The sequence below is a fragment of the Rhizobacter sp. P5_A1 genome, from assembly GCF_056400745.1.
Genome location: NZ_JBFUKR010000001.1, coordinates 316,723 through 340,407, shown reverse-complemented (window position 1 = coordinate 340,407; position 23,685 = coordinate 316,723). Strand labels below are relative to the sequence as shown.

At 69.3% G+C, this 23,685-nt stretch carries 22 protein-coding genes; 16 read left to right on the top strand and 6 right to left on the bottom strand.

Annotation, left to right across the window (positions count from 1 at the left end):
• The first annotated feature begins 30 nt into the window (after positions 1–30).
• Together AC1DTW_RS01630 and AC1DTW_RS01625 are read left to right on the top strand one after the other, a co-directional pair.
• Positions 31–1,299: a serine hydrolase domain-containing protein gene (locus AC1DTW_RS01630; RefSeq protein WP_477978429.1), complete on the top strand. Its 1,269-nt coding sequence runs from the start codon at positions 31–33 to the stop codon at positions 1,297–1,299.
• Between the two features lie 255 nt (positions 1,300–1,554).
• Complete coding sequence (locus AC1DTW_RS01625) at positions 1,555–5,025, top strand: ATP-binding protein (RefSeq protein ID WP_477978427.1); 3,471 nt, start codon at positions 1,555–1,557, stop codon at positions 5,023–5,025.
• A gap of 66 nt (positions 5,026–5,091) precedes the next feature.
• Here AC1DTW_RS01625 and AC1DTW_RS01620 read toward each other — a convergent pair whose 3' ends face one another.
• Both AC1DTW_RS01620 and AC1DTW_RS01615 read right to left on the bottom strand, forming a co-directional pair.
• Positions 5,092–5,322: a hypothetical protein gene (locus tag AC1DTW_RS01620; protein ID WP_477978425.1), complete on the bottom strand. Its 231-nt coding sequence runs from the start codon at positions 5,320–5,322 to the stop codon at positions 5,092–5,094.
• Between the two features lie 269 nt (positions 5,323–5,591).
• Complete coding sequence (locus AC1DTW_RS01615; protein ID WP_477978423.1) at positions 5,592–5,855, bottom strand: hypothetical protein; 264 nt, start codon at positions 5,853–5,855, stop codon at positions 5,592–5,594.
• A gap of 163 nt (positions 5,856–6,018) precedes the next feature.
• Here AC1DTW_RS01615 and AC1DTW_RS01610 point away from each other — a divergent pair, with 163 nt between their 5' ends.
• The 3 genes from AC1DTW_RS01610 to AC1DTW_RS01600 all read left to right on the top strand — a co-directional run bounded on the left by AC1DTW_RS01610 (position 6,019) and on the right by AC1DTW_RS01600 (position 8,430).
• A complete protein-coding gene (locus AC1DTW_RS01610) occupies positions 6,019–6,636 on the top strand; it encodes a Crp/Fnr family transcriptional regulator (RefSeq protein WP_477978421.1) in 618 nt (205 codons plus the stop codon).
• 360 nt (positions 6,637–6,996) lie between these two features.
• Complete coding sequence (locus AC1DTW_RS01605; protein WP_477978419.1) at positions 6,997–7,368, top strand: hypothetical protein; 372 nt, start codon at positions 6,997–6,999, stop codon at positions 7,366–7,368.
• Between the two features lie 15 nt (positions 7,369–7,383).
• Positions 7,384–8,430, top strand: a complete 1,047-nt coding sequence (locus AC1DTW_RS01600) for a hypothetical protein (protein WP_477978417.1) — start codon at positions 7,384–7,386, stop codon at positions 8,428–8,430.
• Positions 8,431–8,438: 8 nt separating this feature from the next.
• Here the strand turns inward: AC1DTW_RS01600 and AC1DTW_RS01595 are convergent, their stop codons facing one another.
• Positions 8,439–9,566: a 5-methyltetrahydropteroyltriglutamate--homocysteine S-methyltransferase gene (locus AC1DTW_RS01595; RefSeq protein WP_477978415.1), complete on the bottom strand. Its 1,128-nt coding sequence runs from the start codon at positions 9,564–9,566 to the stop codon at positions 8,439–8,441.
• Between the two features lie 151 nt (positions 9,567–9,717).
• On the opposite strand from AC1DTW_RS01595, the gene AC1DTW_RS01590 reads away from it, so the two are divergent.
• The 9 genes from AC1DTW_RS01590 to AC1DTW_RS01550 all read left to right on the top strand — a co-directional run bounded on the left by AC1DTW_RS01590 (position 9,718) and on the right by AC1DTW_RS01550 (position 18,978).
• A complete protein-coding gene (locus tag AC1DTW_RS01590) occupies positions 9,718–10,800 on the top strand; it encodes an aromatic ring-hydroxylating dioxygenase subunit alpha (protein WP_477978413.1) in 1,083 nt (360 codons plus the stop codon).
• Positions 10,797–11,573, top strand: coding sequence for a GntR family transcriptional regulator (locus tag AC1DTW_RS01585; RefSeq protein WP_477978411.1), 777 nt, complete (start codon positions 10,797–10,799; stop codon positions 11,571–11,573). The genes AC1DTW_RS01590 and AC1DTW_RS01585 overlap by 4 nt, the downstream gene beginning before the upstream one ends.
• A gap of 3 nt (positions 11,574–11,576) precedes the next feature.
• Positions 11,577–12,563 carry a PDR/VanB family oxidoreductase gene (locus tag AC1DTW_RS01580; RefSeq protein ID WP_477978409.1) on the top strand — a complete coding sequence of 329 codons (987 nt, stop codon included), beginning with the start codon at positions 11,577–11,579 and terminating at the stop codon, positions 12,561–12,563.
• Positions 12,564–12,622: 59 nt separating this feature from the next.
• Positions 12,623–13,813 (top strand): ABC transporter substrate-binding protein, encoded by a 1,191-nt coding sequence (locus tag AC1DTW_RS01575; RefSeq protein ID WP_477978407.1) that lies wholly within the window; start codon positions 12,623–12,625, stop codon positions 13,811–13,813.
• Between the two features lie 14 nt (positions 13,814–13,827).
• On the top strand, positions 13,828–14,691 hold the full coding sequence (locus AC1DTW_RS01570; protein ID WP_477978405.1) for a branched-chain amino acid ABC transporter permease: 864 nt from the start codon (positions 13,828–13,830) through the stop codon (positions 14,689–14,691).
• On the top strand, positions 14,688–15,653 hold the full coding sequence (locus AC1DTW_RS01565) for a branched-chain amino acid ABC transporter permease (protein ID WP_477978403.1): 966 nt from the start codon (positions 14,688–14,690) through the stop codon (positions 15,651–15,653). The genes AC1DTW_RS01570 and AC1DTW_RS01565 overlap by 4 nt, the downstream gene beginning before the upstream one ends.
• Entirely contained in the window at positions 15,650–16,420 is a 771-nt protein-coding gene (locus AC1DTW_RS01560) for an ABC transporter ATP-binding protein (RefSeq protein ID WP_477978401.1), read from the top strand. The genes AC1DTW_RS01565 and AC1DTW_RS01560 overlap by 4 nt, the downstream gene beginning before the upstream one ends.
• Positions 16,413–17,120 carry an ABC transporter ATP-binding protein gene (locus tag AC1DTW_RS01555; RefSeq protein ID WP_477978399.1) on the top strand — a complete coding sequence of 236 codons (708 nt, stop codon included), beginning with the start codon at positions 16,413–16,415 and terminating at the stop codon, positions 17,118–17,120. The genes AC1DTW_RS01560 and AC1DTW_RS01555 overlap by 8 nt, the downstream gene beginning before the upstream one ends.
• A gap of 82 nt (positions 17,121–17,202) precedes the next feature.
• Positions 17,203–18,978, top strand: coding sequence for a hypothetical protein (locus tag AC1DTW_RS01550; protein WP_477978397.1), 1,776 nt, complete (start codon positions 17,203–17,205; stop codon positions 18,976–18,978).
• Between the two features lie 45 nt (positions 18,979–19,023).
• Here AC1DTW_RS01550 and AC1DTW_RS01545 read toward each other — a convergent pair whose 3' ends face one another.
• A complete protein-coding gene (locus tag AC1DTW_RS01545; RefSeq protein ID WP_477978395.1) occupies positions 19,024–19,227 on the bottom strand; it encodes a hypothetical protein in 204 nt (67 codons plus the stop codon).
• Between the two features lie 200 nt (positions 19,228–19,427).
• Here AC1DTW_RS01545 and AC1DTW_RS01540 point away from each other — a divergent pair, with 200 nt between their 5' ends.
• Together AC1DTW_RS01540 and AC1DTW_RS01535 are read left to right on the top strand one after the other, a co-directional pair.
• Positions 19,428–21,689, top strand: coding sequence for a glycosyltransferase (locus AC1DTW_RS01540; protein WP_477978394.1), 2,262 nt, complete (start codon positions 19,428–19,430; stop codon positions 21,687–21,689).
• Between the two features lie 43 nt (positions 21,690–21,732).
• Positions 21,733–22,353 (top strand): hypothetical protein, encoded by a 621-nt coding sequence (locus tag AC1DTW_RS01535; protein WP_477978393.1) that lies wholly within the window; start codon positions 21,733–21,735, stop codon positions 22,351–22,353.
• Positions 22,354–22,378: 25 nt separating this feature from the next.
• Here the strand turns inward: AC1DTW_RS01535 and AC1DTW_RS01530 are convergent, their stop codons facing one another.
• Positions 22,379–22,639 carry a DUF2164 domain-containing protein gene (locus AC1DTW_RS01530; protein ID WP_477978391.1) on the bottom strand — a complete coding sequence of 87 codons (261 nt, stop codon included), beginning with the start codon at positions 22,637–22,639 and terminating at the stop codon, positions 22,379–22,381.
• On the bottom strand, positions 22,636–23,679 hold the full coding sequence (locus tag AC1DTW_RS01525; RefSeq protein WP_477978389.1) for an NAD-dependent epimerase/dehydratase family protein: 1,044 nt from the start codon (positions 23,677–23,679) through the stop codon (positions 22,636–22,638). The genes AC1DTW_RS01530 and AC1DTW_RS01525 overlap by 4 nt, the downstream gene beginning before the upstream one ends.
• Positions 23,680–23,685 lie beyond the last annotated feature (6 nt).

Sequence of the window (23,685 nt, the reverse complement as noted above, 5' to 3'; positions counted from 1 at the left end):
CTACATGGGACTCGACTCAGGCTGTCGTCGATGGATCGCTGCCGTTCTTCACGCCGCACGCTGCTGTTGGGTCTTGCGGCGGCTGTCTCGGGCCGCGCGGCATTGTCGGCGGCGGGCTCGACAGGCCCCGTCTTCACGCACGGAGGGCCTGACTCCGTGCGCTACGGCGAGGCCAGTGACTATCCCGTTCCGCCACGGCAGCGAGCCATTGCCCAAGGCAATCCGTGGCTCCCGGGCGAGCGAGTCGGTGCGTTCAGTCATCTGGACGAGATCTATGCGACGCGGCGAGTCGCACGCGCCAGCGCGCCATGGAACTTCGCCCGGTCGGACGCGCTTCTGCGGTACGAGCACGAAGGCCAACTCAAGTCGCTGAGCGACCATCTCTCACGTCATCCGGTGACCGGCCTTCTGATCGCGAAGGACAACCGGATTCTCTTCGAGCACTATCAATACGGCCGGACCGACACCGATCGGCTGCTCGGCCAGTCGATGACCAAATCCCTCACCGGACTCCTCGTCGGCCTGGCGCTCGCGGACCGCGCGCTGGGGTCCATCGACGACGTGCCGCAGACCTACGTCCCGGGCCTGAAAGGAAGTGAATTCGGCCGCACGCCGCTGCGGGCGCTGCTGCACATGTCGTCCGGCGTCGACTTCGGCGAAGAGCGCGACGACGGTCGCGATCTATCGACCTTGTGGCGCGACATGGTGCTTGGCGCGGGCCTGCCCGGAAAGAAGGGAACGGTCGCGAGCATCCGGCAGTTCGACCGCCGCATCGCTGCGCCAGGCACCCGATACCACTACGCCAGCATCGAGCCCGACGTGCTCGCCGTCGTGCTCCGCAAGGCACTCGATCGCCCCCTGTCGGACTACCTGCGAGACAAGCTGTGGTCTCCCCTGGGCACCGAATCCGATGCCACCTGGCTCGTCGATGCGGAGGGCGATGAAGTGGGGCATTTCGGGTTCAGTGCCGCGCTTCGCGACTATGCACGGCTGGGCCGGCTTCTGGCCTGCGATGGCGCCTGGGACGGCCGGCAGCTCATCCCCGCAGATTGGTTGCGCGACGCCACGACGGTGAGGGCGTCGGAGCGATATCTGGCGCCCGGTCAATCCATGAGGTTCGGCTACGGCTATCTCATCTGGCTGCTTCCGGGCAGTCGCCGGCAGTTCGCGCTCGTCGGGCAGAACGGGCAGCGGATCTGCGTCGACCCGCAGTCGAAGGTCGTGATGGTCCACACCGCACTGGAAGACATTCCGCAAGCTTGGGCACTGTGGTCCGCGGTGAGCAGCAGCCTTGCATAGCTGGTCAAAGCCTTTTCGACGTTTGTCTGAAGTGGAGCCGGGCGAACTCGCCCGGTGACTTCCCAGGCGCCGGCGCCGCGGACGTCAACTCGCGGCGGCGTGGTCTCGTTCCGCGAGGCGCGCTCTTCGCGGGCCTACGACCGCTTCAGCCGCCTGGCCGGAGCCGGCTATGCGCTTTCGGCCCACTTCCGGACTGGCCCGTAGACTTCCGCCCGCACTGCGTGACTCAACACCGTGCGGCAGGGGCGGCACCACATGCACAACGAAAACCTCGACGACATCATTTCCGCAATCGCGGCGTTGCAAGACCATCGCGCCACGCTCGGTGATGCGGTCGTCGAACTCGCCGTGGCATCGCTGCAGGCGCGCCTGGCCGCCTTGCAGCCAGACGTCTGGGCCGGCCCACTGCAGGTCGCAGACGGGTCCACCGGCGCGTCGGCGAACGCAGTTCTCCAAGACACAGTCGCCATGCTGCAGGCCCGGCGCGCGGTGCTGGGCAACGACCTGATCGATGCGGCGCTGCGTCCTCTTCTTGACCATATCGCGGCCGTCCCGGCCGAGCCCGTCCGCCGGCTGCGGCAGGTGAGCGTGCTGTTTCTGGACATCGTGGGCTCGACCGATCTCATCCGGCATCTCGAGCCCGAAGATGTTCAGGTGGTGGTCGATGGCGCGCTGTCAGCCTTCGCCCGCATCGTGGCGCTGCATGGCGGCGAGGTGCTGCGCTACGCTGGCGACAACCTGAAGGCCGCCTTCGGTGCCAACGGCCGGCGCGACGACGATGCCGAACGCGCGGTGAACTGCGGCCTGGCGCTGCTGCAGGAAGCGGCGCGCCACGGTGACGCCGTGCGCCAGGCGCACGGGCACGAAGGCTTTGGCGCCCGCGTGGGCATTCACACCGGTGCGGTGGTGCGCGGCGGCGGCATCGAGAACGACAAGAGCCTGAGCGGACTGGCCGTGAACGTGGCCGCGCGCCTGGAGCAGGCCGCGCTGCCGGGCACGCTACGCATCAGCATCGACACCCACCGCCAGGTGCAGGGCAGCTTCGACGTGCTGGAGCAGCCGGCGCTGCAGGTGAAGGGCCTGCCCGAACCGATGCGCAGCTTCCAGGTGCTGGCCCCGCGCGACCGGCGCCTGCGTGGCTTGCGGCACGGGGCGGACGGCGTCGCCAGCCGGCTGTTGGGGCGTGACCATGAACTGGCGTGCCTGCGGCGCGTCACGGCCGCAGTCTTTGCACCCGGTGGCACGCTGAACGCTGCCACCGTGATCGGCGAGACCGGGCTTGGCAAGAGCCGGCTGCTGGCCGAGTTCGAGGCCGGATTGCCGCTGGACGTGCGGGCCGGCGCGCTGTGGCGCGCCAGCAGCCACCCGCAAGCCCGGCACCAGCCCTACGGCCTGCTGCGTGACCTGCTGTTCTGGCACCACGGCGTGCGCGACAGCCACAGCCAGGCGCAGGCGCAGCAGACCTTCGCCGCCGCGCTGGCACCGATCTTCGGTGCCGCGGCCGACGAGCAGACGGCGCTGCTGGGCCACCTGATCGGCCTGGACTACAGCGGCAGCCCCTTCGTCGGCGGCATCCTGCGCGATGGTGCGCAACTGCGCAGCCGCGGCCTGCACGCCTGGCAGCAATACCTGCGCCTGCAGTCTGCCCTGCAGCCCCTGGTGCTGGTGCTGGACGACCTGCAATGGGCCGACGATGCTTCGTTGGATGCGATCGAGCAGCTGGCACGCGACAGCCTGGCGCTGCCGCTCTTGCTGCTGTGTGCCGCGCGGCCCGAACTGCTGCAGCGGCGTCCGCAGTGGTGTGGCGATGCGCCGGCACACCAGCGGCTGGACCTCCAGCCGCTGGATGATTCAGCGCGCGATGCGCTGGCGCACGCGCTGCAGTCCCGCTTCGCCGAGCCGGTGCCCGCACTGCAAAGCCTGCTGGCCGAGCAGACCGCGGGCAACCCGTACTACATGGAAGCCTTGCTGCAGATGCTGGTGGACAGCGGCGTCGTCCAGACGGCCGGCGAACATTGGCAGGTGCAGGAAGCTCAGTTGCACAGCCTGAAGGTTCCGCCCACGCTGGTGGGTGTGCTCCAGGCCACGCTGGACGCCCTGAGCGCCGACGAGCGGCGCAGCATGCAGCAGGCCAGCATCGTCGGCGCGCAATTCTGGGACGAGGCGCTGGCCACCATCGACCCGCGTGCGCCCGACGAACTGCTGGCGCTGAGCCTGCGCGAACTGACCTTGCCGCAAGCTCAGAGTGCGTTCGAGGCCACTCGCGAGTACCACTTTCGCCACCACCTGCTGCACCAGGTGACCTACGACACCGTGCTGCGGCCCGACAGGCGGGAAGGGCACCGGCATACGGCGCTGTGGTTGCAGGCACGCAGCCCCGGTCGCGACAACGAACTCGCGCACCAGATCGCCGAGCACTTCGAACGTGCAGGGCAGAACGGGCAAGCCATCGACTACTGGCTGCGTGCCGCGGAGAGTGCGAGCAGGCGCCAGAGCGACAGCATCGTGCTGGCCCATCTGGAGCGCGCCCTGGCGCTGGAAGACGGCACCGAACCGCGGCGCCTGTGGCGCCTGCACCACCTGCACGCCAGTGCCACGATGCGGCGCGGGGATGCGCCGGGACACCTGCGTGATCTGGAGATCCTGCAGCGTCTCACCGACGACATCGATGATGACGCGCTGCGACTGCGGCTCGGCAACCAACAGGTCTGGAGTTTGTACCTCCACACGCGCTACGAAGAGGCCATCGAACTCGGCGAACGCCTTCTCGAGCAGGTGGGCGACACGTCTGCGCTGGAGGCTGCGCGCGTGCACGCCAACGTTATCGCCGCCTGCATGCGGCTGCCACGCTTCGAACTGGGCCTGGTGCACGGCCAGCGTGGGCTGGAACGGGCGCGCGCTGCCGGTGACAAGCTGATCGAGGCGGTGATCCACAACAACATCGGCACCGTGTACATGCTCGACGAACGGCTGGCGCCGGCAAGAGCACACCTCGGCGCGGCGCAGCAGGCCTACCAGGCGGCCGGCAACCGCCAGGGGGTCGCCATGGTCTGCAACAACCTGGCCACGATTCTTCACTATGCGGGCTTGCAGGTTGAGGCGCGGGACCAGTTTCTCAGCGTGATCGAGGAGTGCCGACTGGTCGGCGGTTACCCTGCCATGGAAGCGATCGGCCACGCACATCTGTCGAACGTGCTGTTCGAGCTGGGCGAGAGCCAGGCGGGCTACGACGCCGCGCTGGAAGGTCTGCGCATTGCGCAACCCATCGGCGACCGGATGGCGCAGGCCATCGCGCACCGGGGCGCGCAACTGTGCGCGCGAGCGATGGGCCGGATGCCCGAGGCGCTGGCGCAGGCCCGTGCCGCCAGCGCGGCGTTCAGCGACGCGCGTCGGCAGGATCTCGTGTGGACCGAGTGGGCGGCGGCGGTGCGCATCCGCTACGAAATGGGGGAAGCGGCGCAAGCGCTGAGCGAAGCCGAGGCGCTTCTGGGCGAGGTGGCCGCCCAGGGGGGGTGGGGTGATTGCCTCGACGGCCCCATGTACCTGCACCATGTGCTGGCGCCCCTGGGCGACAGCCGGGCGAACGACCTGCTGGCCGCGGCCCATAAGCTGCTCCACACACTCGCCGGACGCTTTGCCGACGTCGTGCCGCCCGAGGCCTTCTTGCGCAATGTCTCGGGGCGACGCGAGATCACCGAGGCCTGGGAGGCGGGCCGCGGTGGTTAGACCGCATTCAGTCGCCTGCGAGGAAGAACACCACTTGCCAGCGCCCCGCCAATGTCCGGCGTGGCCTCATAGAACCGGTGGAAGGCTCCGCAGACGTGCTTCGTGCGCGTCCCATGTCCGGATGCGATTTTCCAGATCTTCATGATCCACCGCTTGCGAGAGATAGCGTTCCCTTGCGTCGGCCGTGCCGGTCGAGCAGCGCCGTGCGAGTTCTGCAACGGCACGCTGGAAAGCACCCTGCGCGGAGAGGCCGGGCGCATCAGCCGCGTCGGTCGGGAGAATGGGGCTCGTGATCATGATGAACTCCTTGAACGGTGCGAGTCGCACCTGTCGGTTTGGCTTCAAACGATGACGCTGCGGGACAGCACGATTGGCCATGCCCGAGCGCTGCACGCATGGTCGTGTCGATAGCGGCTGCGGAGCGCACCCGGTTCAATAGTGAACAGGTCGCTGCGTCGCTCTCAACGCCATCCGGGTGCTCGGCCGCAGAACAGGGTTGTCATGTGGGTGTCCATGGCTCGGTGTTGAAAGGCGCGAGCGGAACGACTCGCGTGCGAGACACGCGATCAGAAGGTCGGGGACGCCTGCACCGGCGCGCCCTCGCGGCCTTGCAAGGCCGCGCTCGCATCCGGGACGCTCGTGCCGGTGTCGGTGCCCGTGACGGCGCCGGTCGGTGTCGGCAGCTCGCTCGCTGCATGGAGGGAGATCGCGTGGACCGTGGCCAGCGGCGGCGTCGGGGCCGACCGCACGGTGAGCCAGACGGCCGTCAGCGCCGCCATGGCGGCCACAGCGATGGCGGCAGAAGCCCTCAGGCGCCTTGAGTTGCCCATGACCCGATCTCCTTCATCGATCGGCGATGGCCGATCGGTGCACGCATGGTCATGTCGATCTCGGCCGAAGGGTGTGCCCGGTTCAATAGTGAACGGGTCGTGGCGCGGCCTAGGTACAGTCGACCCGGACGACGCGCCGTGCGCGTGGACTACAGGAGCCGGGGTGGGACAAGCCGAGGAGATCCTTACCGAGCTGGCGAAGCTGGGCGAAACGCGCACCTGGGAGCCCGGCACCGCCGTCGTGACGGAAGGCGATGTGGCGGACTGCATGTACATCGTCCATTCCGGCGAGCTCCGCGCCGTGATCGCCGGCGATGGCGGCCGCACAGTGGAGTTGAACACGCTGCGCCCCGGTGAGCTGTTCGGTGAGCTGATGCTGAGCGGCGAGCGGCGGGCGGCCACGGTCGAGGTGACCGTCCGCGCGCGGCTCACGCGCGTGACGCGGCCGGAAGTCGAGCGAGCTCTGGCTTCACAACCCGACCTGGCGTTCCACCTGATCCAGCGCCTGGTTGAGCGCGTCCGCACGCTGACGAACACGGTCGGCCGCCTGGCATCGGTCGACGTCTACGGCCGACTGGTCGGCTTGTTCGACGCGCTGGCCGTCGAGTCCGGGGGCCAACGCGTCGTGCCGGGCCCGCTCAGCCAGACGCGCATTGCCGAGCGCCTCGGGGCCTCGCGCGCGATGGTCAACCGGCTGCTGCAGGATCTGGCGCGGGGCGGCTACATCGCCGTCTCGCGAGAGCACATCGTGCTGCTGAAGAAGCTGCCGCCGAGGTGGTGACCCGGGCTGGTACTGCGCGAACGACGTGCTTAGCGTTCGAACTGGATGAAAGTTGGTGAAACATGTCGGCAGCGAGGCCGCTCGTCTCTCGCTGATCGCGATGGCCTGGTCCGGCGCCAAGCAGCAGGTGTGCTTCGCACGCAACGCGCGTTGACCAACGGCTAGAGGGTCGAGGCGCGGCCCAGCTTCGCCGGTTCGGCCGGGACATGTGGCGACTGTAGCGGGGCGCGTGTGCCGTCTGTTCACTATTGAACGCGCCGTGCCTGCAGGGCGCTGTGTCCGTGAACATGCGTTCGCCGCCGCGGAGGGCCCCGCCGATGCCAGCGCGACCCGCGACTCACCCGTTCATGAGATCAAACCATGTCGACCATCGCCTTTAGGTGCATTTCCGTTGTCTTGCTCGTGCTGGGCTGCCATGCGCCCGCTGCGTTCGCGCAGTCGGCCCCGGGCGTCAGCGAACGCCTGCATGCCGATGCCGTGGCGTCGTTCCGCCAGGCGCGGTTCCCCGAGGCCTACGCGCGCCTCATCAGGCTGGCAGATGACGGGCACGCACCGTCGGCCGAACTGGCCCTGTGGATGTATCTGCACGGCCCGGCGCTGTTCGGCCGGGACTGGGACAGCACCCAGGACCAGTTGACGGCCTGGGCGCAACTCGCCCACCAGCCGGTGCCGACCATGCTTGCGCACGTCTATCCGCAGACCCTCGTTCCGGTCGCGAGCCGCAAACGCTGACGGCACGGACGTCTCATGTTCCGAGGAAGCACCGCAGTCACGAATTCGGTACTTGCGTTCGCCGGCCGCCACGGGCCGCTGCTGCTCTTCTTCGGGGTCGTGATCGGCTTCGTCTTCCCCACCCTGGCCGCGGCGGCCAAGCCGTGGATGGGCGCCTCGGTGTTCGTGTTCACGCTCGGCGCCTTTCTCAAGGTCGACCGCAAGGCCTTCCGTGTTGAGCTGCACCGCCCGCTGCGGGCCGCTGCCGTGCTCGTCTGGACACTGGCCGGCGTGCCGACGCTGGCCTGGGCGCTCGTGGAAGTGTTGGACTTGCCGACCGAAATCGGGCTGGCGATCATGCTGTGCATGCTGGGCCCGCCGGTTGGCAGCGCGGCGGCGATGGCGGCGATGCTCGGCCTCAACGCCGCTCTCGCGCTGGCGGCGACGATCGCGATCAGTTTGCTCGCTCCGCTCTACCTCCCGCCCGTCGCGGCGCTGATCGGTGGGTCGGCGGCGCACATCGATGTGGCGGCCATGCTCGCGCGCATCGTCGCGGTGATCGGCACGGCGGCCGGCGCCGCGGTTCTGATGCGGCGATTCGCCGGGGCCGTCGTGGCGCGCAACCCGAGCGCCATGACGGGGGTCTCGGTGGTGGGCCTGCTCGCGGTCGCGATCGGTGCCATGCACGGCATGCCGCAGCACGTGCTCGGCCACGGCGTGCAGGCGCTGCAGCTGATCGGGCTCGCGTTCGCCGTGAACGTCGGGTTCCAGATCGTCGGCTTCATTCTCTTCTCGCGCCTGGGCGCGGCCGACGCGTTGACGGTCGGTCTTGTCAGCGGCAACCGCAACGTCACACTGGTGTGGGTCGTGGTTGCCCCGTGGCTGGGAGGGCTGCCGCTGCTCGAGGCCTATCTCGCTGCCAGCGTGTTCCCCATCTTCATGCTGCCGCTGTTGACGAAGATGCTGCTGGCACGGTGGCCCGTGCCGGCCTTGCTACCTGAAGTCACATTGTTGAAAGAAGGGCGCGTCGTTTCGCCGTGCCCGGTTCAGATCCCGATCCCCAGGCCCGAACCTCCCTGCTGACCAGCCCGTCAACCCCAGACTTCCTGCGCCACCTCGACGACGAGTTTCAGCTTGTCGCGCTGCGCCTGCACCGCGATGTTGTTGCCGTGCACCGTGCTGCTGAAGCCGCACTGCGGGCTCAGGCACAGCTGGTCGATCGGCGCGTAGGTCGAGGCCTCGTCGATGCGGCGCTTCAGCGCGTCCTTCGATTCGAGCGTGCCGAACTTGGTCGTCACCAGGCCGAGCACGACGATCTTGCCCTTCGGCAGGAAGCGCAGCGGGCGGAAGTCGCCGGAGCGCTCGTCGTCGTACTCCATGAAGTAGGCGTCGAGGTTCATCTCGGCGAGCAGCGCCTCGGCGACCGGCTCGTAGTTGCCGGCCGCCGCGTGCGTGCTCTTGAAGTTGCCGCGGCACAGGTGCATCGCGAGCGTCATGCCCTCGGGCTTCTGCGCAACGACCTTGTTGATGAACTTCGCGTAGCGGTGCGGCAGCTCGTTCGGGTCGTCGCCGCGGCCGCGCGCGGCCTCGCGCATCTTCTCGTCGCACAGGTAGGCGAGGTTGGTGTCGTCCATCTGCACGTACGTGCAGCCTGCCTCGGCGAGCGAGCGCAGCTCGTCGCCGTAGGCCTTCGCGACATCGTCGTAGAAGGCCGGTTCGAGCTCGGGGTAGTGCTCGCGGCTGATGCCGGCGCGGCCGCCGCGAAAGTGCAGCATCGTCGGCGACGGGATCGTGACCTTCGGCGTCCGGCCGCTCTTGCCCGATGACGTGACCTGCGACTTCAAATACTCGAAGTCGGCGCGCTGGATGTCGGTCTTGTGCTCGACCTTGCCGACCACGCGCATCACCGGCGGCGCGAGCTCCTCGCTGCCGTCGGGCTTGACGATCGTGACCGGGATCTCGGTCTTCACGCCGCCGAGCCGCTCGAGAAAGTCGATGTGGAAGTAGGTGCGGCGGAACTCGCCGTCGGTGATCGACTGCAGGCCCACGTCTTCCTGGAACCGGACGATCTCGGTGATCGCCCGGTCTTCGACCGCGCGCAGCTGCTCGGTCGTGATCTCGCCGCTGGCGCGCTGCGCGCGCGCGTCGAGCAGGTATTTCGGGCGCAGGAAGCTGCCGACGTGGTCGGCGCGGAAGGGGGGTCGGTCGCGGTGCGTCATCGTGTGTCTCCGGCAGTGATGAGATTCATCATATCGGCGACCAGCGCCTGTCACGTGAATACAGAGCGTTGCGAATCATCGGTAGTTTCCCTAGTTAATTGCCACGTTCTCGTGCTTCAAACTCCATGTATGTATACAGCTTGAATCCAGTATGCCGACTTTCCCACTGAACGCCTGGTACGCCTGCGCCTACGACGTCGAGCTCAAGCATGCGCTGCTGGCGCGCACCGTCTGCAATCAGAAGCTGGTGATGTACCGCAAGCTCGATGGCAGCGTCGCGATCCTCGAGGACGCCTGCTGGCACCGCCTGCTGCCGCTGTCGAAGGGCAGGCTGCACGGCGACGAGGTGACCTGCGGCTACCACGGCCTGGTCTACAACGCCGATGGCCGCTGCACGCGCATGCCGTCGCAGGAGACGATCAACCCGTCGGCCTGCGTGCGCGCCTTCCCGGTGGTCGAGCGCCATCGCTTCGTCTGGGTCTGGCCGGGCGAGGCCGCGCTGGCCGACCCGGCGCTGGTGCCCGACATGCACTGGAACGACGACCCGCAGTGGGCCGGCGACGGCAAGATGATCCGTGTCCATTGCGATTACCGCCTGGTGCTCGACAACCTGATGGACCTGACGCACGAGACCTTCGTGCACGGCTCGAGCATCGGCCAGGCCGCGGTCGCCGAGGCGCCGTTCGTCGCGACGCATGGCGATCGCACGGCCACCGTCACGCGCTGGATGGAAGGCATCGAGGCGCCGCCGTTCTGGGCCGCGCAGATTCGCCACGGCCTGGGCTACGAGGGGCCGGTCGATCGCTGGCAGATCATCCGTTTCGAGGCGCCGGCGACGATCAACATCGATGTCGGCGTCGCGCAGGCCGGCACCGGCGCGCCGCCGCGCGACGGCCGGCCCGGCGACCGCAGCCGCGGCGTCAACGGCTACGTGCTCAACACCATCACGCCCGAGACCGACAAGACCTGCCTGTACTTCTGGGCCTTCGCGCGCAACTACGCGCTGCACGACCAGCGCCTGACGCACGAGCTGCGCGAGGGCGTCGCGACGATCTTCCGCGAGGACGAGCTGATCCTCGAGGCGCAGCAGCAGGCGATCGACGACCACCCGGGCTACAGCTTCTACAACCTCAACATCGACGCCGGTTCGATGTGGATGCGCCGGCTGATCGACAAGATGATCGCGAAGGAATCGGGCGGCCCGCGCACGATCCCGCTGCGGCCGGCGGCATGACGGCCACGCATGCCGCCACGGCGGACGACGAGGCGCCGCGCGCGACTTCCCAAGCGGTGAAGGCCCAGCTCGCATTGCGCGAGCTGATCCTGAGCGGCGAGCTGAAGCCCGGCGCGCGCATCGCCGAGCTGTGGCTGGTCGAGCGGCTGCACGTCTCGCGCACGCCGGTGCGGCTCGCGCTGGTGCGCCTGGCCGAAGAAGGGCTGCTCGATGCGCTGGCCGGCGGCGGCTACGCGGTGAAGGAGTTCTCCGAATCCGACATCGCCGACGCCATCGAGCTGCGCGGCACGCTCGAGGGCCTGGCCGCGCGCTTCGCGGCCGAGCGCGGGGTCAGCCCGGTGCTCGTCACCGAGGCGCGCGAGTGCCTCGACCGCATCGACGCGGCGCTGGCTCGGCCGGCGCTCACCGACGAGACCTTCACGCTGTACGTGCAGGAGAACGCGCACTTCCACGCGCTGCTCGCCGAGATGGCCGGCAGCTCGCTGCTGGCACGTCAGCTGGAGAAGGCGAAGGCCTTGCCGTTCGCGTCGCCGAACGGGTTCGTGATGGCGCAATCGGTCGGCCCGCATGCCCGCGACGTGCTCGTCGTTGCGCAGGAACAGCACCGCACGGTGATCGAGGCGATCGTGCAGCGCGAGGGCGCGCGTGCCGAAGCGCTGATGCGCGAACACGCACGCATCGCGCGACGCAACCTGCAGCAGGCCTTGCGCAACCACCAGTCGCTGCAGCTCGTGCCCGGCGCGCGGCTGATCCGGCGCCGCTCGGAGCGATAGAACATGCGCAACCCGACGCAGTGGCACTACGCCCACATCCGCCGCCACCGCGACCTGACGCCGACGGTGCGCGAGTTCGAGATCCGCTCGGAGGACGGCGTGCGCCCGTGGACGGTGGGCAGCCACCTGAACGTGCGGGTGCAGATCGACGGCCGCGACGAGACGCGCTCGTACTCGCTGACCGGCACGCCTCATGAGCCAGGCGCCGACGAGGTCTATCGCATCGCGGTGAAGCTCGCGCAGCCGGGCCGCGGCGGATCGCGCCACATGTGGTCGCTGGCGCAGGGCGCCGAGCTCTTCGTCGGCGAGCCGGCGAACCACTTCGAGCTGCCGCTGGGCGCAGCGCAGTACCTGCTGGTCGCCGGCGGCATCGGCATCACGCCGATCCTCGGCATGGCGCAGACGCTGGCCGCGCGCAGCGCCGACGTGCGCCTGCTGTACGCGGTGCGCGAGACCGGCGAGCTCGCGTTCGCCGAGCGTTTGCGCGGCGCGCTCGGCGATCGGCTGCAAACCTTCGTCGACGCGGCGGGCGAGCGCCTCGAGATCGCCGCGCAGCTCGCGGGCCTTCACCCGCAGGCGCTGCTGCTGGTCTGCGGGCCGCTGCCGATGCTCGACGCCGCGCGCGGCGCGTGGGCCGCTGCCGGGCGCCCGGCGGCGAACCTGCGCTTCGAGACCTTCGGCAATACCGGCGCGCGAGCCAGCGAGCCCTTCTGGGTCGAGCTGCCGCGCCATGGATTGAAGCTGCAGGTGCCGGCCGAGCGCAGCCTTCTGGATGTGCTCAACGATGCGGGCGTCGAGACGCTGTTCGACTGCCGGCGCGGCGAGTGCGGGTTGTGCGCGATGGACATCGTCTCGGTTCACGGCAACATCGATCACCGCGATGTGTTTCTCGGCGCGCACGAGCAGCGCGCGAACCGGCGTCTGTGCGCCTGCGTCTCGCGCGTGACCGGCGGCGGGGTGGTGCTCGACACGGCCTACCGGCCGGATTGAACCGCTACAGTCACGAGCGCTCGCTTCGCGCGAAGAACCAAGACCAACACGGAGACACCATGACCTCGAAACGCCAGCTCCTGAAGATTGCGCTCGGCCTGGCCGCTGCGTTCGGCGCCGGCGCCGGCACCGTCCACGCCGCCGACACCGGCCCGATCAAGATCGGGCTGATCCTGCCGATGACCGGGCAGCAGGCCTCGACCGGTCGCCAGATCGACGCCGCGGTCAAGCTGTGGATCGCGCAGAACGGCAGCACGATCGCCGGGCGCAAGGTCGAGGTCATCCTGAAGGACGACGCCGCGGTGCCCGACACGACCAAGCGCCTCGCGCAGGAGCTGATCGTCAGCGACAAGGTCGCGGTGATCGCCGGCTTCGGCATCACGCCGACGGCGCTGGCGACCGCGCCGCTGGCCACCCAGAGCAAGACCCCGCTGGTCGTGATGGCCGCGGCCACCTCGAGCATCACCGAGGCCTCGCCGTTCATCGTGCGCACCAGCTTCACGTTGCCGCAGGTGACGATCGCGATCGCCGACTGGGCCGCGAAGAACAAGGTCAAGAAGGCCGTGACGCTGGTCGCCGACTACGGGCCCGGCTTCGACGCCGAGAAGTTCTTCGACAGCCAGTTCCGCCTCGACGGCGGGCAGATCCTCGACAAGCTGCGCACGCCGCTGAGGGCACCCGACTTCGCGCCGGTGCTGCAGAAGGTGATCGATGCCAAGCCCGACGCGCTGTTCGTGTTCCTGCCGTCCGGCCAGGGCGCGACCTTCATGAAGCAGTTCGCCGAGCGCGGCCTCGACAAGAGCGGCATCCGGCTGATCGCCACCGGCGACGTGACCGACGACGACCAGCTCGCCGACATCGGCGACGTCGCGCTCGGCGTCGTCAACTCGCACCACTACTCGGCCGCGCACCCGTCGGCGACCAACAAGAAGTTCGTCGAGGCGTTCCAGGCCGCGAACAAGGGCATGCGGCCGAACTTCATGGCGGTCGGCGGCTTTGATGGCATGCGCGTGATCTACAAGGCGCTCGAGGCGACCAAGGGCGAGGGCGGCGAGAAGCTGCTCGCGGCGATGAAGGGCCAGATCTTCGAGAGCCCGCGCGGCCCGGTGCTGATCGACGGCCAGACCCGCGACATCGTGCAGGACGTCTACATCCGCAAGGTCGAGCGCGTGCCGGCGATGAACAACGGCTTGTACAACGTCGAGTTCGACGTGATCAAGGCGGTCAAGGACCCCGGCAAGGCCAAGTGAGCTGATCCGCTCGCATGTTGACCCTTCTCTTCGACGGCATCGCCTACGGCATGCTGCTGTTCGTGCTCGCGGTCGGGCTGGCCGTGACGCTGGGCTTGATGAACTTCATCAACCTCGCGCACGGCGCGTTCGCGATGGCCGGCGGCTACATCACGGTGCTGGCGATGAACCGCCTCGGCGTGCCGTTCCTCGCCTGCCTGCCGCTCGCGTTCGTCGGCGCCGCGCTGCTCGGCGCGGCGCTCGAGCCGCTGCTGTACCGCCGCATGTACGCGAAGCCGCACCTCGACCAGGTGCTGTTCTCGATCGGGCTGGTGTTCATCGCGGTGACCGCGGTCGACTACTTCGTCGGCGGCGTGCAGCAGAACATCCAGGTGCCGGCCTGGCTGCAGGGGCGCTTCGACATCGAGTGGATCGGCATCGGCAAGTACCGCTTGTTCATCATCGCCGTCTGCGCGGCGCTGACGCTCGTCCTGCAGGGCGTGCTGACGCGCACCCGCTTCGGCGCGCAGCTGCGCGCCGCGGTCGACGATCCGCGCGTGGCCGGCGGGCTGGGCCTGAACGTCAACCGCATCTTCCTGCTGACCTTCGCGGTCGGCTCCGGCCTGGCGGGCCTGGGCGGCGCGCTCGGCGCCGAGGTGCTCGGGCTGGACCCGACCTTCCCGCTCAAGTTCATGATCTATTTCCTGATCGTCTGCGCAGTCGGCGGCACGACCACGCTGACCGGCCCGCTGCTCGCCGCGCTGCTGCTGGGCATCGCCGATGTCGCCGGCAAGTACTACGTGCCCAAGCTCGGCGCGTTCATCGTCTACACCTTGATGATCGTGATCCTGATGGTGCGGCCGCAGGGGCTGTTCGCGCGCGCCGGAGGCGGCAAGTGAATGCCGCGGCCGGGCTGAAGGCGGGCGCGCGCTGGCGCTGGTGGGAGGGCGTGCTGCTGCTCGCGCTGGTGCTGTCGTGGCTGCTGCTGCCCGGACACGCGCTGCTGCTGAACGAGATCGCGATCCTGGCGCTGTTCGCGCTGTCGCTCGACCTGATCCTGGGCTACGCCGGCATCGTCTCGCTCGGCCACGCGGCGTTCTTCGGCTTCGGCGCGTATGCCGCGGCGCTGTTCGCCAAGCTCGTGATGCCGGACCCGTGGGTCGGCATGGCGGTTGCGATCACGTTCGCGGCGCTGCTCGGTGCCCTCACGAGCGTGCTGATCCTGCGCGGCACCGACCTGACGCGACTGATGGTCACGCTCGGCGTCGCGTCGATCCTGTACGAACTCGCGAACAAGCTCGACTGGCTCACCGGCGGCGCCGACGGGCTGCAAGGCGTCGTGATGGGGCCGCTGCTGACGCCGTTCGGCCGCTTCGAGTTCGACATCGCCGGCCGCACCGCGTACGCCTACACGCTGTTCGTGCTGATCGTCTGCCTGCTCGCCGGGCGAGCGCTCGTGCACTCGCCGTTCGGCGTCTCGCTGCAGGCGCTGCGCGACAACCGGTTGCGCGCCGCGAGCATCGGCCTGTCGGTGAACGCGCGGCTCGTCGCGGTCTGCACGATCGCCGGGGGAATCGCCGGCGCGGCCGGCGCGCTGCTCGCGCAGACCAGCGGCTTCGCGTCGCTCGACGTGTTCGACTTCCACCGCAGCGCCGAGGTGCTGCTGGTGCTCGTGATCGGCGGCACCGGCTACCTCTACGGCGGCATCTTCGGCGCGATCGTCTTCAAGCTGCTGCACGACCTGGTCTCGGCGTGGACGCCGCAGTACTGGAACTTCTGGCTCGGCCTGTTCCTGGTCGTGCTGGTGATGGTCGGGCGCGAGCGGCTGATCCGACCACGGACCTGGTGGAAGCGCCCATGAGCACGGTCCTGGAGACCCGCGGCCTGCTGAAGCGCTTCGGCGGCATCGTGCCGACCAACGACGTGTCGATCCGGGTCGAGCGCGGTGCGCGGCGTGCGCTGATCGGGCCGAACGGCGCCGGCAAGACGACGCTGATCAACCTGCTGACCGGCGTGCTCGAACCCACCTCCGGCACGATCTGGCTCGATGGCGACGACATCACCGGCCTCGCACCGCACCACCGCGTGCGGCGCGGCATCGTGCGTACCTTCCAGATCAACCAGCTGTTCAACGAGCTGACGCCGCTGCAGTCGCTCGCGCTCGCCGTCTCGGCGCAACTCGGCATCAGCGCCAAGGCCTGGCAGCCGCTCGGCCACGATGCGCGCGTCGCGCCGATCTGCGACACCCTGCTGGCGCAGTTCCACCTCGACGACGTGATGAACCAGCAGGTCAGGCACCTGGCCTACGGCAAGCGCCGCTTGCTGGAGATCGCCACCGCGCTGGCCTGCCGGCCGCGCGTGCTGCTGCTCGACGAGCCGGTCGCCGGCGTGCCGGAAGGCGAGCGCCAGGAGATCTTCGACATCATCAACGCGCTGCCGGCCGACGTGTCGGTGCTGCTGATCGAGCACGACATGGACCTGGTCTTCAACTTCGCGCAGAGCGTGACGGTGCTCGTCAACGGCGCGGTGTTCGCCGAGGGCGACGTGCAGACGATCGCGAACGACCCGCGCGTGAAGGCGGTCTACCTCGGCGAGGGTGACGGCATGGAGGCGCGCGCGCATGGCTGAGCTGCTGCGGGTCGAAGGGCTGAAGTCGGGCTACGGCGAGGCGGTCGTCGTGCAGGGCGTGAGCCTGGCGCTCGAGCAGGGCCAGTCGCTCGCGCTGCTGGGGCGCAACGGCACCGGCAAGACGACGCTGCTGAACACGCTCGTGGGCGTGACGCGGCGCCACGCCGGGCGCATCACGCTGGCCGGGCAGGACATCACGGCGCTGGCGCCGCACCGGCGCGCCGCGGCCGGCATCGGCTGGGTGCCACAGGAGCGCAACATTTTCAAGTCGCTGACGGTCGACGAGAACCTGACGGCGGTGGCGCGGCCGGGTGCGTGGACGGTGGCACGGGTCTACGAGATGTTCTCGCGGCTGGCCGAGCGCAAGTCGAACATGGGCAACCAGCTCTCGGGCGGCGAGCAGCAGATGCTCGCGGTGGCCCGCGCGCTGGTGCTGAACCCGAAGCTTCTGCTGCTCGACGAGCCGCTCGAGGGCCTGGCGCCGATCATCGTCGAGGAGCTGCTGCGCTCGATCGCGCGGGTCGTGCGCGACGAAGGCATGAGCGCGATCATCGTCGAGCAGAACCCGCGCATGATCCTGCCGATCACGCAGCGCGCGGTCGTGCTGGATCGCGGCAGCGTGGTGCATGAAGGGGCCAGCGCCGAGCTGCTCGCCGACCGCGCGCGGCTGGATCGCTGGCTGGCGGTCGCGAAGCACTGATTCGGGGGGGTGGCGCGCTTGCGTGCCTGCACGCGCCGCCGCAAGATGCGCGTTCATCAACGCGAAGCCTCGGGAGGAACCGATGAAATCCAACACGACGCGCCTGGTCGCCTTTGTGGCCCTTCTGGCCCTGGGCGCAACGGCCCATGCCGCACAGACGACCAAGCACCTGAACTACCGGGGCACGACCTCGCTGAACGCCGCAACGCCGAGCGCCACGTTCGATGTCGGGCTCGAGATCAGGCCCTCGCTGGATGTCGACAGTGCGTTCGACCGCCTCGCGAAGGGCCAGGTCAGCTTGGCGCGCGTGCCGGCCGACCATGTGCCCAGGCCCGCCGACAGCACCATTGCCGGGTTTCTCGCCGGCGCCGGCTTCGACGGGCTGACGCACCGCGATGAGCGCCTGGCCAGCGGTGGCAACCAGTTCAGCAGCGAGCCGCCGGACCAGGGCCTCGCGGTGGGCAACGGCTACATTGTCGAGGCGGTCAACACCGCGATCCGCGTACGCTCGACCAGCGGCGCAGTCGTGGTGCCGACGGTCGGCCTGAACGAGTTCTTCAAGCTGCCGGTCTCCATCGATCGCACCCCCGGCGCAGCCGCCCCGTATGGCCCGTTCACCTCCGATCCGAAGGCCTACTTCGATGTCGACACGCAGCGCTGGTTCGTCTCGCTGCTGACGATCGACCAAGACCCGGTGACCGGGGTGTTTCTGCCGCACTCGGCGGTGCTGCTCGCCGTGAGCCAGACCGCGAGCCCGGTCGGCATCTGGAACATCTTCAGCATCGACACGACGAACGCGACCGGCACGCCCGAGCATGCCGGCTGCCCGTGCTTCGGCGACCAGCCACTGATCGGCGCGGACCGCTACGGCTTCTACGTCAGCACCAACGAGTTCCCGCTTTTCGAGAGCGGCTTCAACGGCGCGCAGGTGTATGCGATGTCGAAGTCCAAGCTCGCGGCGGGCCTTGCGCCGGTCGTCGTCACGTTCAGCGGCCTGCCGCTGGCCGAAGGGCCGGCCTATACGCTGCAGCCGGCGATCACCGCGCAGGGCGGCGCGCACGCGAGCGCGAACGGCGGCACCGAGTACTTCCTCAGTGCGCTCGACTTCAACAACAGCCTCGACAACCGCATCGCGATCTGGGCCCTGACGAACACGAGCTCGCTCGACAATGCGGTGCCGAACGTCGCGCTGCAGAGCGCGCTGATCGACGTCCAGACCTACGGCGCGCCGCCGAGCAGCACCCAGAAGCCCGGTCCGACGCCCTTGTCCGATCAGATCAAGGCCGGGGTGTTCGGCAAGGCCCCGGCGCAGGCCCTGCCGCTGATCGACGGCAACGACGATCGCATGCAGCAGGTGACCTGGGCCGACGGCAAGTTGTGGTCGTCGCTGAACACCGTGGTCAAGCCGGCCAACGGCGTGGTGCGCTCGGGGTCGGCCTACTTCGTTGTCGCGCCGAGTTGGGGTGGCGGCAAGGTCAGTGGCGCGATCGCGCAGCAGGGCTACATCTCGCTCAGCAACAACAGCGTGATCTACCCGTCGGTCGGGGTCAACCGCTGGGGCAGGGGCGTGGTCTCGTTCAGCGTCGTCGGCGATTCGTACTACCCGAGCGTCGGCTTCGCGCGCATCGATGCGACCCACGGCGCCGGGCCGATCAGCCTCGTCGCGATGGGCGCAGCGCCCGACGACGGCTTCAGCGGCTACGCGTTCTTCGGCGGGCGCGTCGGGCGTTGGGGTGACTACTCCGCGGCGGTCGCCGACGCCGACGGCACGATCTGGTTCGCCAACGAGTACATCCCGAACGCGCCGCGCACGACGCTCGCGAACTGGGGTACCTTCATCGGGCGGGTCGTTCCGTAGCGCGGCCCCGCTGGCGCCGCCGGTTCGTTCGCGGCGCCACGCCGGTCACTTCGCCGGCGTCGAAGACTCGTGGTTCAGCGCGGCCCACTCGGAGTCGGACATGTCGAGCTCAACGACCTCGGGCTTGCGCGCCTCGAGACCGCGGCGACGATCGCGCTTGCCCGGGGGTGGTGCGTCGGCACCTCGACGGTCGGTGCCGGAGCGTCGGTCCGTCGCGGGCGATTTGGGATTCGTAGCTGGCTTGAGCATTTCAGCCTCTGTGGAGACCGACCGATTCTAGGCAAGCCCCGGCGCGCATCGACCCCCTGACTCCATGGGCCCTTGCCCGGCGGGCTGACCTTCGAGACACAATTCACGAGTCGGTGCGCCATGCACCGCGCGCGGCTCGGCCCGCGTTCAAGCCGACCCCGGTGCGACCCGATAAGGGGCGAATGCACAAGGGGCCGCCGATGAATCCAAACCGAACCGCATACGCGCCGCTCGAGTGGCCGCGCCGCCTGCTGGTATTCGCCTTTCTTGCCGCCAGCGCCTGGTACCTGACCTGGCGCCTGGGCACGCTCAATGCCGACGCGCCGATCTTCTCGGGCCTGATCTACGGCGCCGAGGTGTTCGGCTTCGTGACCGCGCTGCTGCATGTCTTCATGTGCTGGCGCCTGACGATCCGCCGCGCGCCGCCGGTGCGCATGGGCCTGAACGTCGATGTTTTCGTGCCGACCTACAACGAATCGGTCGACCTGGTGCGCAAGACGCTGCTCGCCGCGCGCGGCATGGACTACCCGCACACGACCTGGCTGCTCGACGACGGCCGGCGCCCCGAAATGCGCGCGCTCGCGGCGCAACTGGGCTGCGAGTACCTGGCCCGCGGCGACAACCAGCACGCCAAGGCCGGCAACCTGAACCACGCGCTGGCGCACAGCACCGGCGAGCTGATCGCGATCTTCGATGCGGACCACGCGCCGCGCCACGACTTCCTCACCAAGACGCTGGGCTACTTCGAGAACCAGAAGGTCGCGTTCGTGCAGACGCCGCAGGACTTCTACAACCTCGACTCGTACCAGCACCGCGGCGGCGCGGGCCGCGCGGTGTGGACCGAGCAGTCGCTGTTCTTCCGCGTGATCCAGCGCGGCAAGGACTACTGGAACTCGGCCTTCTTCTGCGGCAGCTGCGCGGTCGTGCGGCGCAGCGCGCTCGACGAGATCGGCGGCTTCGCGACCGGCACCGTGACCGAAGACCTGCACACCTCGATGCGCATCCATGCGAAGGGCCACGAGTCGGTCTACCACGCCGAGCCGCTGGCCTTCGGGCTGGCGCCCGAGTCGATCCAGCCGTTCCTGGCGCAGCGCGTGCGCTGGGGCCAGGGCGCGATGCACGTCTGGCGCAAGGAGGGCATCCTGACCCACCGCGGCCTGAGCTTCGCGCAGCGGCTGAACTACCTGGCCTCGGTGCTGACCTATTTCGACGGCTGGCAGAAGGCGATCTTCTATTTCGCGCCGGTCGTGGTGCTGTTGTCGGGCGTGCTGCCGATGCGTGCGAGCATGACCGACTTCCTGATCCACTTCGTGCCGTTCTGCGTGCTGACCTTCTGGATCTTCGAGGAGGTGGCGCGCGGCTACGGGCGCAGCGTGTTCATCGAGCAGTACAACATGGCGCGCTTCGCGGCGTTCGCGTGGGCCACGTTGGCGTGGATCGCGCCGACGATGAAGTTCCGCGTCACCGCGAAGGGCGCGCCGGCGGCGCGGGCCGCGATGCGGCTGACCTTTCCGCAGTGGTCGGTGCTGACGCTGAATGCGCTGGCGATCGCGGTCGGCGGCGTCGTGTACCTGGTGTCGCCAAACCTGCCGCTGGGCGCGGTCGTCGCGAGCGTCTTCTGGGCCGTCGTCAACGGCGCGCTCGCGGTCGGCGTGCTCGCGTTCACCGCGCTGACGCAGCGCAACCGCCGCAAGCAGTATCGCTTTCCGGTCGCGCTGCCGGCAGAGATCGTCGTCGCCGACGGCACGCGCTTGCCCGGCACCGTCGACGACGTGTCCGAGAACGGCCTGCGCTTCTACGGCAAGCTCCCGGCCAGCCTCGCGATCGGCGACATGCTGACCGGCCACCTGACACTGCCGGACGGGCCCGTCGCGTTCTGGGGCGAGGTCCGTGGGGCGGTGCCGTTCGAGCACGCCGAGCATGGCCTGAAGGCGCTCGGGCTGCACTTCTCGACCAGCCAGGAAGGCCGCGAGCAACTCGAAAGTTTCCTGTTCGGCTCGGATCTGCAGTGGGTGTTGAACGGCTACACCGACCAGGTCCACACGCCGTTGAGCCGCGTGCTGCCGCAGCGGGTCACGGGACCGGGGCCGAACCCGCTCGCGCAGGCGCGCTGGAACGCCGGCACGGCGCGGGTCGATCGGCTGGGACCGGCCGAATCGGTGCTGATCTCGGCCCCGTCGGTCGATGCCGAAAGCTCGTTCGTCGTCAGCCACAACGCGCTGCCGCTGGGGCGCGAACTGATCCTCGACGTGAGCCGGCGCACCGACGCGCCGTCGTGCAGCGTGCGCCTCGAGCGGCTCGCGCTGGACGGCCCGGGCGGCGGCGATGTCGCGGTGTTCGCCTACCGGATCGTCAGCTCGGTCGAACTGCCGCCGCTCGCACGGGTCGCGCCGGCTGCGCCGGCCGTCAACGATGACGCGTGGCAAATGCCGCGGCGCGAGGCAGAGCCCTCCACTTACTGAGATCGAGGCGCTGCCGCCACCACGTCATCCTGGAACCGACACCTTGAACCCAAACAACCTCCGCGCTCCTGCACTCGCCGCGCTCATGCTGCTCGGTGCGGCGAATGCGCGCGCGATCGAGTACGCGCAGCTCGACACCTCCTCGAGCGCAACGACCGCGGTGCTCGTGCACGCGCTCGGCCCGTCGACCGCGCAGGCGCCCGCGGCGCTGCTGTCGGCGAGCCACGTGCGCTGGTCCACTGGCGATGCGACCGCGGTGGGCTACACCTATCGCTGGGCGCTGGCCGGCACTGCGTACCAATGGATCGTCGGCGCCGGTGCCGGCATCAACGACTTCCACGACCGCGGTGCAGATGCGGGCCACGACACGCGGCCCTCGGCGCGCCTGCAGTCGGAGTGGCAGGGACCGGCGCCGGGCGGCACCTACTACGCGCTGGCGCAGGCCTCGAGCTTTCGCGGCAGCTGGCTCGCGACGGCGCAGTACGCGCCGTCCAGCGTGCCGGTGGCGCTGGAATGGAGCCGCTACCACGAGCGCGGCTACCAGGCGACGAACGTCGGCGTGCGCATCGCACTGGGCTCGCCGCGCTGGTTCCTGCGCGTCGGCAACAACCACGCCGACGGCGAGTCGCGGCCCTACATCGGCATCGCGTACAACGGGTTCTGAAGGCGCCGCGGCACGCGCCGCGCGGTCAGCGCTTGCGCTGCTTCGGCCAGTAGCCGAACTCGTCTTCGTGGCACTCGATGTCGACCTCGGTCACGCGCGCGATCAGCCGCTCCTGCACCGCGGCGACGGCCTGGTTGTAGACGCTGGGCGCGATCTCGTCGAGAAAGAAGTGCAGCAGCGCGGCGGCCTGGATGTTGCCGATCTTCTCGCCGAAGTTCTCGAGGTAGTAGCGTTCGATTGACGCGACCGCGGCGCTGCGCGCTTCCTTGGCGAGTTCGATGGTCATCGCGTGTGGTCTCCGTGGGGTTCACGCGCGAGCGCCGACCACGCGGCCAGCAGCGCGGCCTCGCGCTCGCGCGTGAGCTTGCCGGCGCGGCGCCTGTCGTCGGGCGGCGGGATGCCTTCGTCGAGCACCGCGGCGATGGTCGCGCGCAGCGGGCGCGTGCGCAGGCCGGCCGCGGCGGCCCGTGTCAGATCGCGGTTGAAGCCGGCGTACTCGGGGTCGATCGATGGCAGCCACAGCGGCAGCTCGCTCCACGGCTGCACGCCTTGCTCCAGCAGAAAGGCTTCGCCGACACGCACGGCCGTCGCCGGCGCGAGCCCGCGCGCAGCGGCTTCGGTCTGGCACGCGGCGGTCAGCGTGTCCCAGCCGATGGGCGTGCCGCCGACCGGCCCGCTGCCGTTGAAGGCGCCGCGCGCGCCGGCTTCGAGCAGGCGCAGCATCCACCCGGCCAGGTCGCGCACGTCGATGAACTGCAGCGCGTTGGCGCTCGGCACATCGGGCACCAGCATCGCGCCGCCGTCCGCAGCGCGCCAGACCCAGTGGCTGAAGCGGCCGCTGCGGTCGCCCGGGCCGACGATCAGGCCCGGCCGCACGATCAGTGCGCGCGGCCCGAACACGCGCATCACCTCGGCCTCGCAGGCGGCCTTCTGCGGACCGTAGTGGCGCAGGTCGCGGTCGTCGCGCGCGATGGCGTCGAACGGCGCGAGCGGGTGATCCTCCTCGGTCATCGGGTCGCTCGTGTCGGCGTAGGCCGAGACGCTCGAGACGAACAGGTAGCGCTCGCAAGCGTCGCGCAGCGCCTCGGCGCTGACCTGCACGTCGGCGGGCACGTAGCCGCAGGTGTCGATCACCGCATCCCAGCGGCGACCGGCCAGCCGGTGCAGGTCGGCGACGCGATCGCCGGTCAGCGCCTCGACACCATCGGGCCACGCGCCGCGTGCCCGGCCGCGGTTGAAGACCGTGATGCGGTGGTTTCGTTCGAGCGCGGCCTGCAGACTCGCGGCGCCGAGAAAGACGCCGCCGCCGAGGATCAGGATGTCCATCGTGTG

Coding starts and splice junctions, on each gene's coding strand:
- AC1DTW_RS01585 (WP_477978411.1), top strand. CDS start 10,797: ATGACGGCCACGCATGCCGCCACGGCGGACGACGAGGCGCCGCGCGCG.
- AC1DTW_RS01600 (WP_477978417.1), top strand. CDS start 7,384: ATGTTCCGAGGAAGCACCGCAGTCACGAATTCGGTACTTGCGTTCGCC.
- AC1DTW_RS01530 (WP_477978391.1), bottom strand. CDS start 22,639: ATGACCATCGAACTCGCCAAGGAAGCGCGCAGCGCCGCGGTCGCGTCA.
- AC1DTW_RS01550 (WP_477978397.1), top strand. CDS start 17,203: ATGAAATCCAACACGACGCGCCTGGTCGCCTTTGTGGCCCTTCTGGCC.
- AC1DTW_RS01625 (WP_477978427.1), top strand. CDS start 1,555: ATGCACAACGAAAACCTCGACGACATCATTTCCGCAATCGCGGCGTTG.
- AC1DTW_RS01595 (WP_477978415.1), bottom strand. CDS start 9,566: ATGACGCACCGCGACCGACCCCCCTTCCGCGCCGACCACGTCGGCAGC.
- AC1DTW_RS01570 (WP_477978405.1), top strand. CDS start 13,828: ATGTTGACCCTTCTCTTCGACGGCATCGCCTACGGCATGCTGCTGTTC.
- AC1DTW_RS01615 (WP_477978423.1), bottom strand. CDS start 5,855: ATGGGCAACTCAAGGCGCCTGAGGGCTTCTGCCGCCATCGCTGTGGCC.
- AC1DTW_RS01630 (WP_477978429.1), top strand. CDS start 31: ATGGATCGCTGCCGTTCTTCACGCCGCACGCTGCTGTTGGGTCTTGCG.
- AC1DTW_RS01620 (WP_477978425.1), bottom strand. CDS start 5,322: ATGATCACGAGCCCCATTCTCCCGACCGACGCGGCTGATGCGCCCGGC.
- AC1DTW_RS01525 (WP_477978389.1), bottom strand. CDS start 23,679: ATGGACATCCTGATCCTCGGCGGCGGCGTCTTTCTCGGCGCCGCGAGT.
- AC1DTW_RS01545 (WP_477978395.1), bottom strand. CDS start 19,227: ATGCTCAAGCCAGCTACGAATCCCAAATCGCCCGCGACGGACCGACGC.
- AC1DTW_RS01590 (WP_477978413.1), top strand. CDS start 9,718: ATGCCGACTTTCCCACTGAACGCCTGGTACGCCTGCGCCTACGACGTC.
- AC1DTW_RS01555 (WP_477978399.1), top strand. CDS start 16,413: ATGGCTGAGCTGCTGCGGGTCGAAGGGCTGAAGTCGGGCTACGGCGAG.
- AC1DTW_RS01540 (WP_477978394.1), top strand. CDS start 19,428: ATGAATCCAAACCGAACCGCATACGCGCCGCTCGAGTGGCCGCGCCGC.
- AC1DTW_RS01575 (WP_477978407.1), top strand. CDS start 12,623: ATGACCTCGAAACGCCAGCTCCTGAAGATTGCGCTCGGCCTGGCCGCT.
- AC1DTW_RS01560 (WP_477978401.1), top strand. CDS start 15,650: ATGAGCACGGTCCTGGAGACCCGCGGCCTGCTGAAGCGCTTCGGCGGC.
- AC1DTW_RS01605 (WP_477978419.1), top strand. CDS start 6,997: ATGTCGACCATCGCCTTTAGGTGCATTTCCGTTGTCTTGCTCGTGCTG.
- AC1DTW_RS01580 (WP_477978409.1), top strand. CDS start 11,577: ATGCGCAACCCGACGCAGTGGCACTACGCCCACATCCGCCGCCACCGC.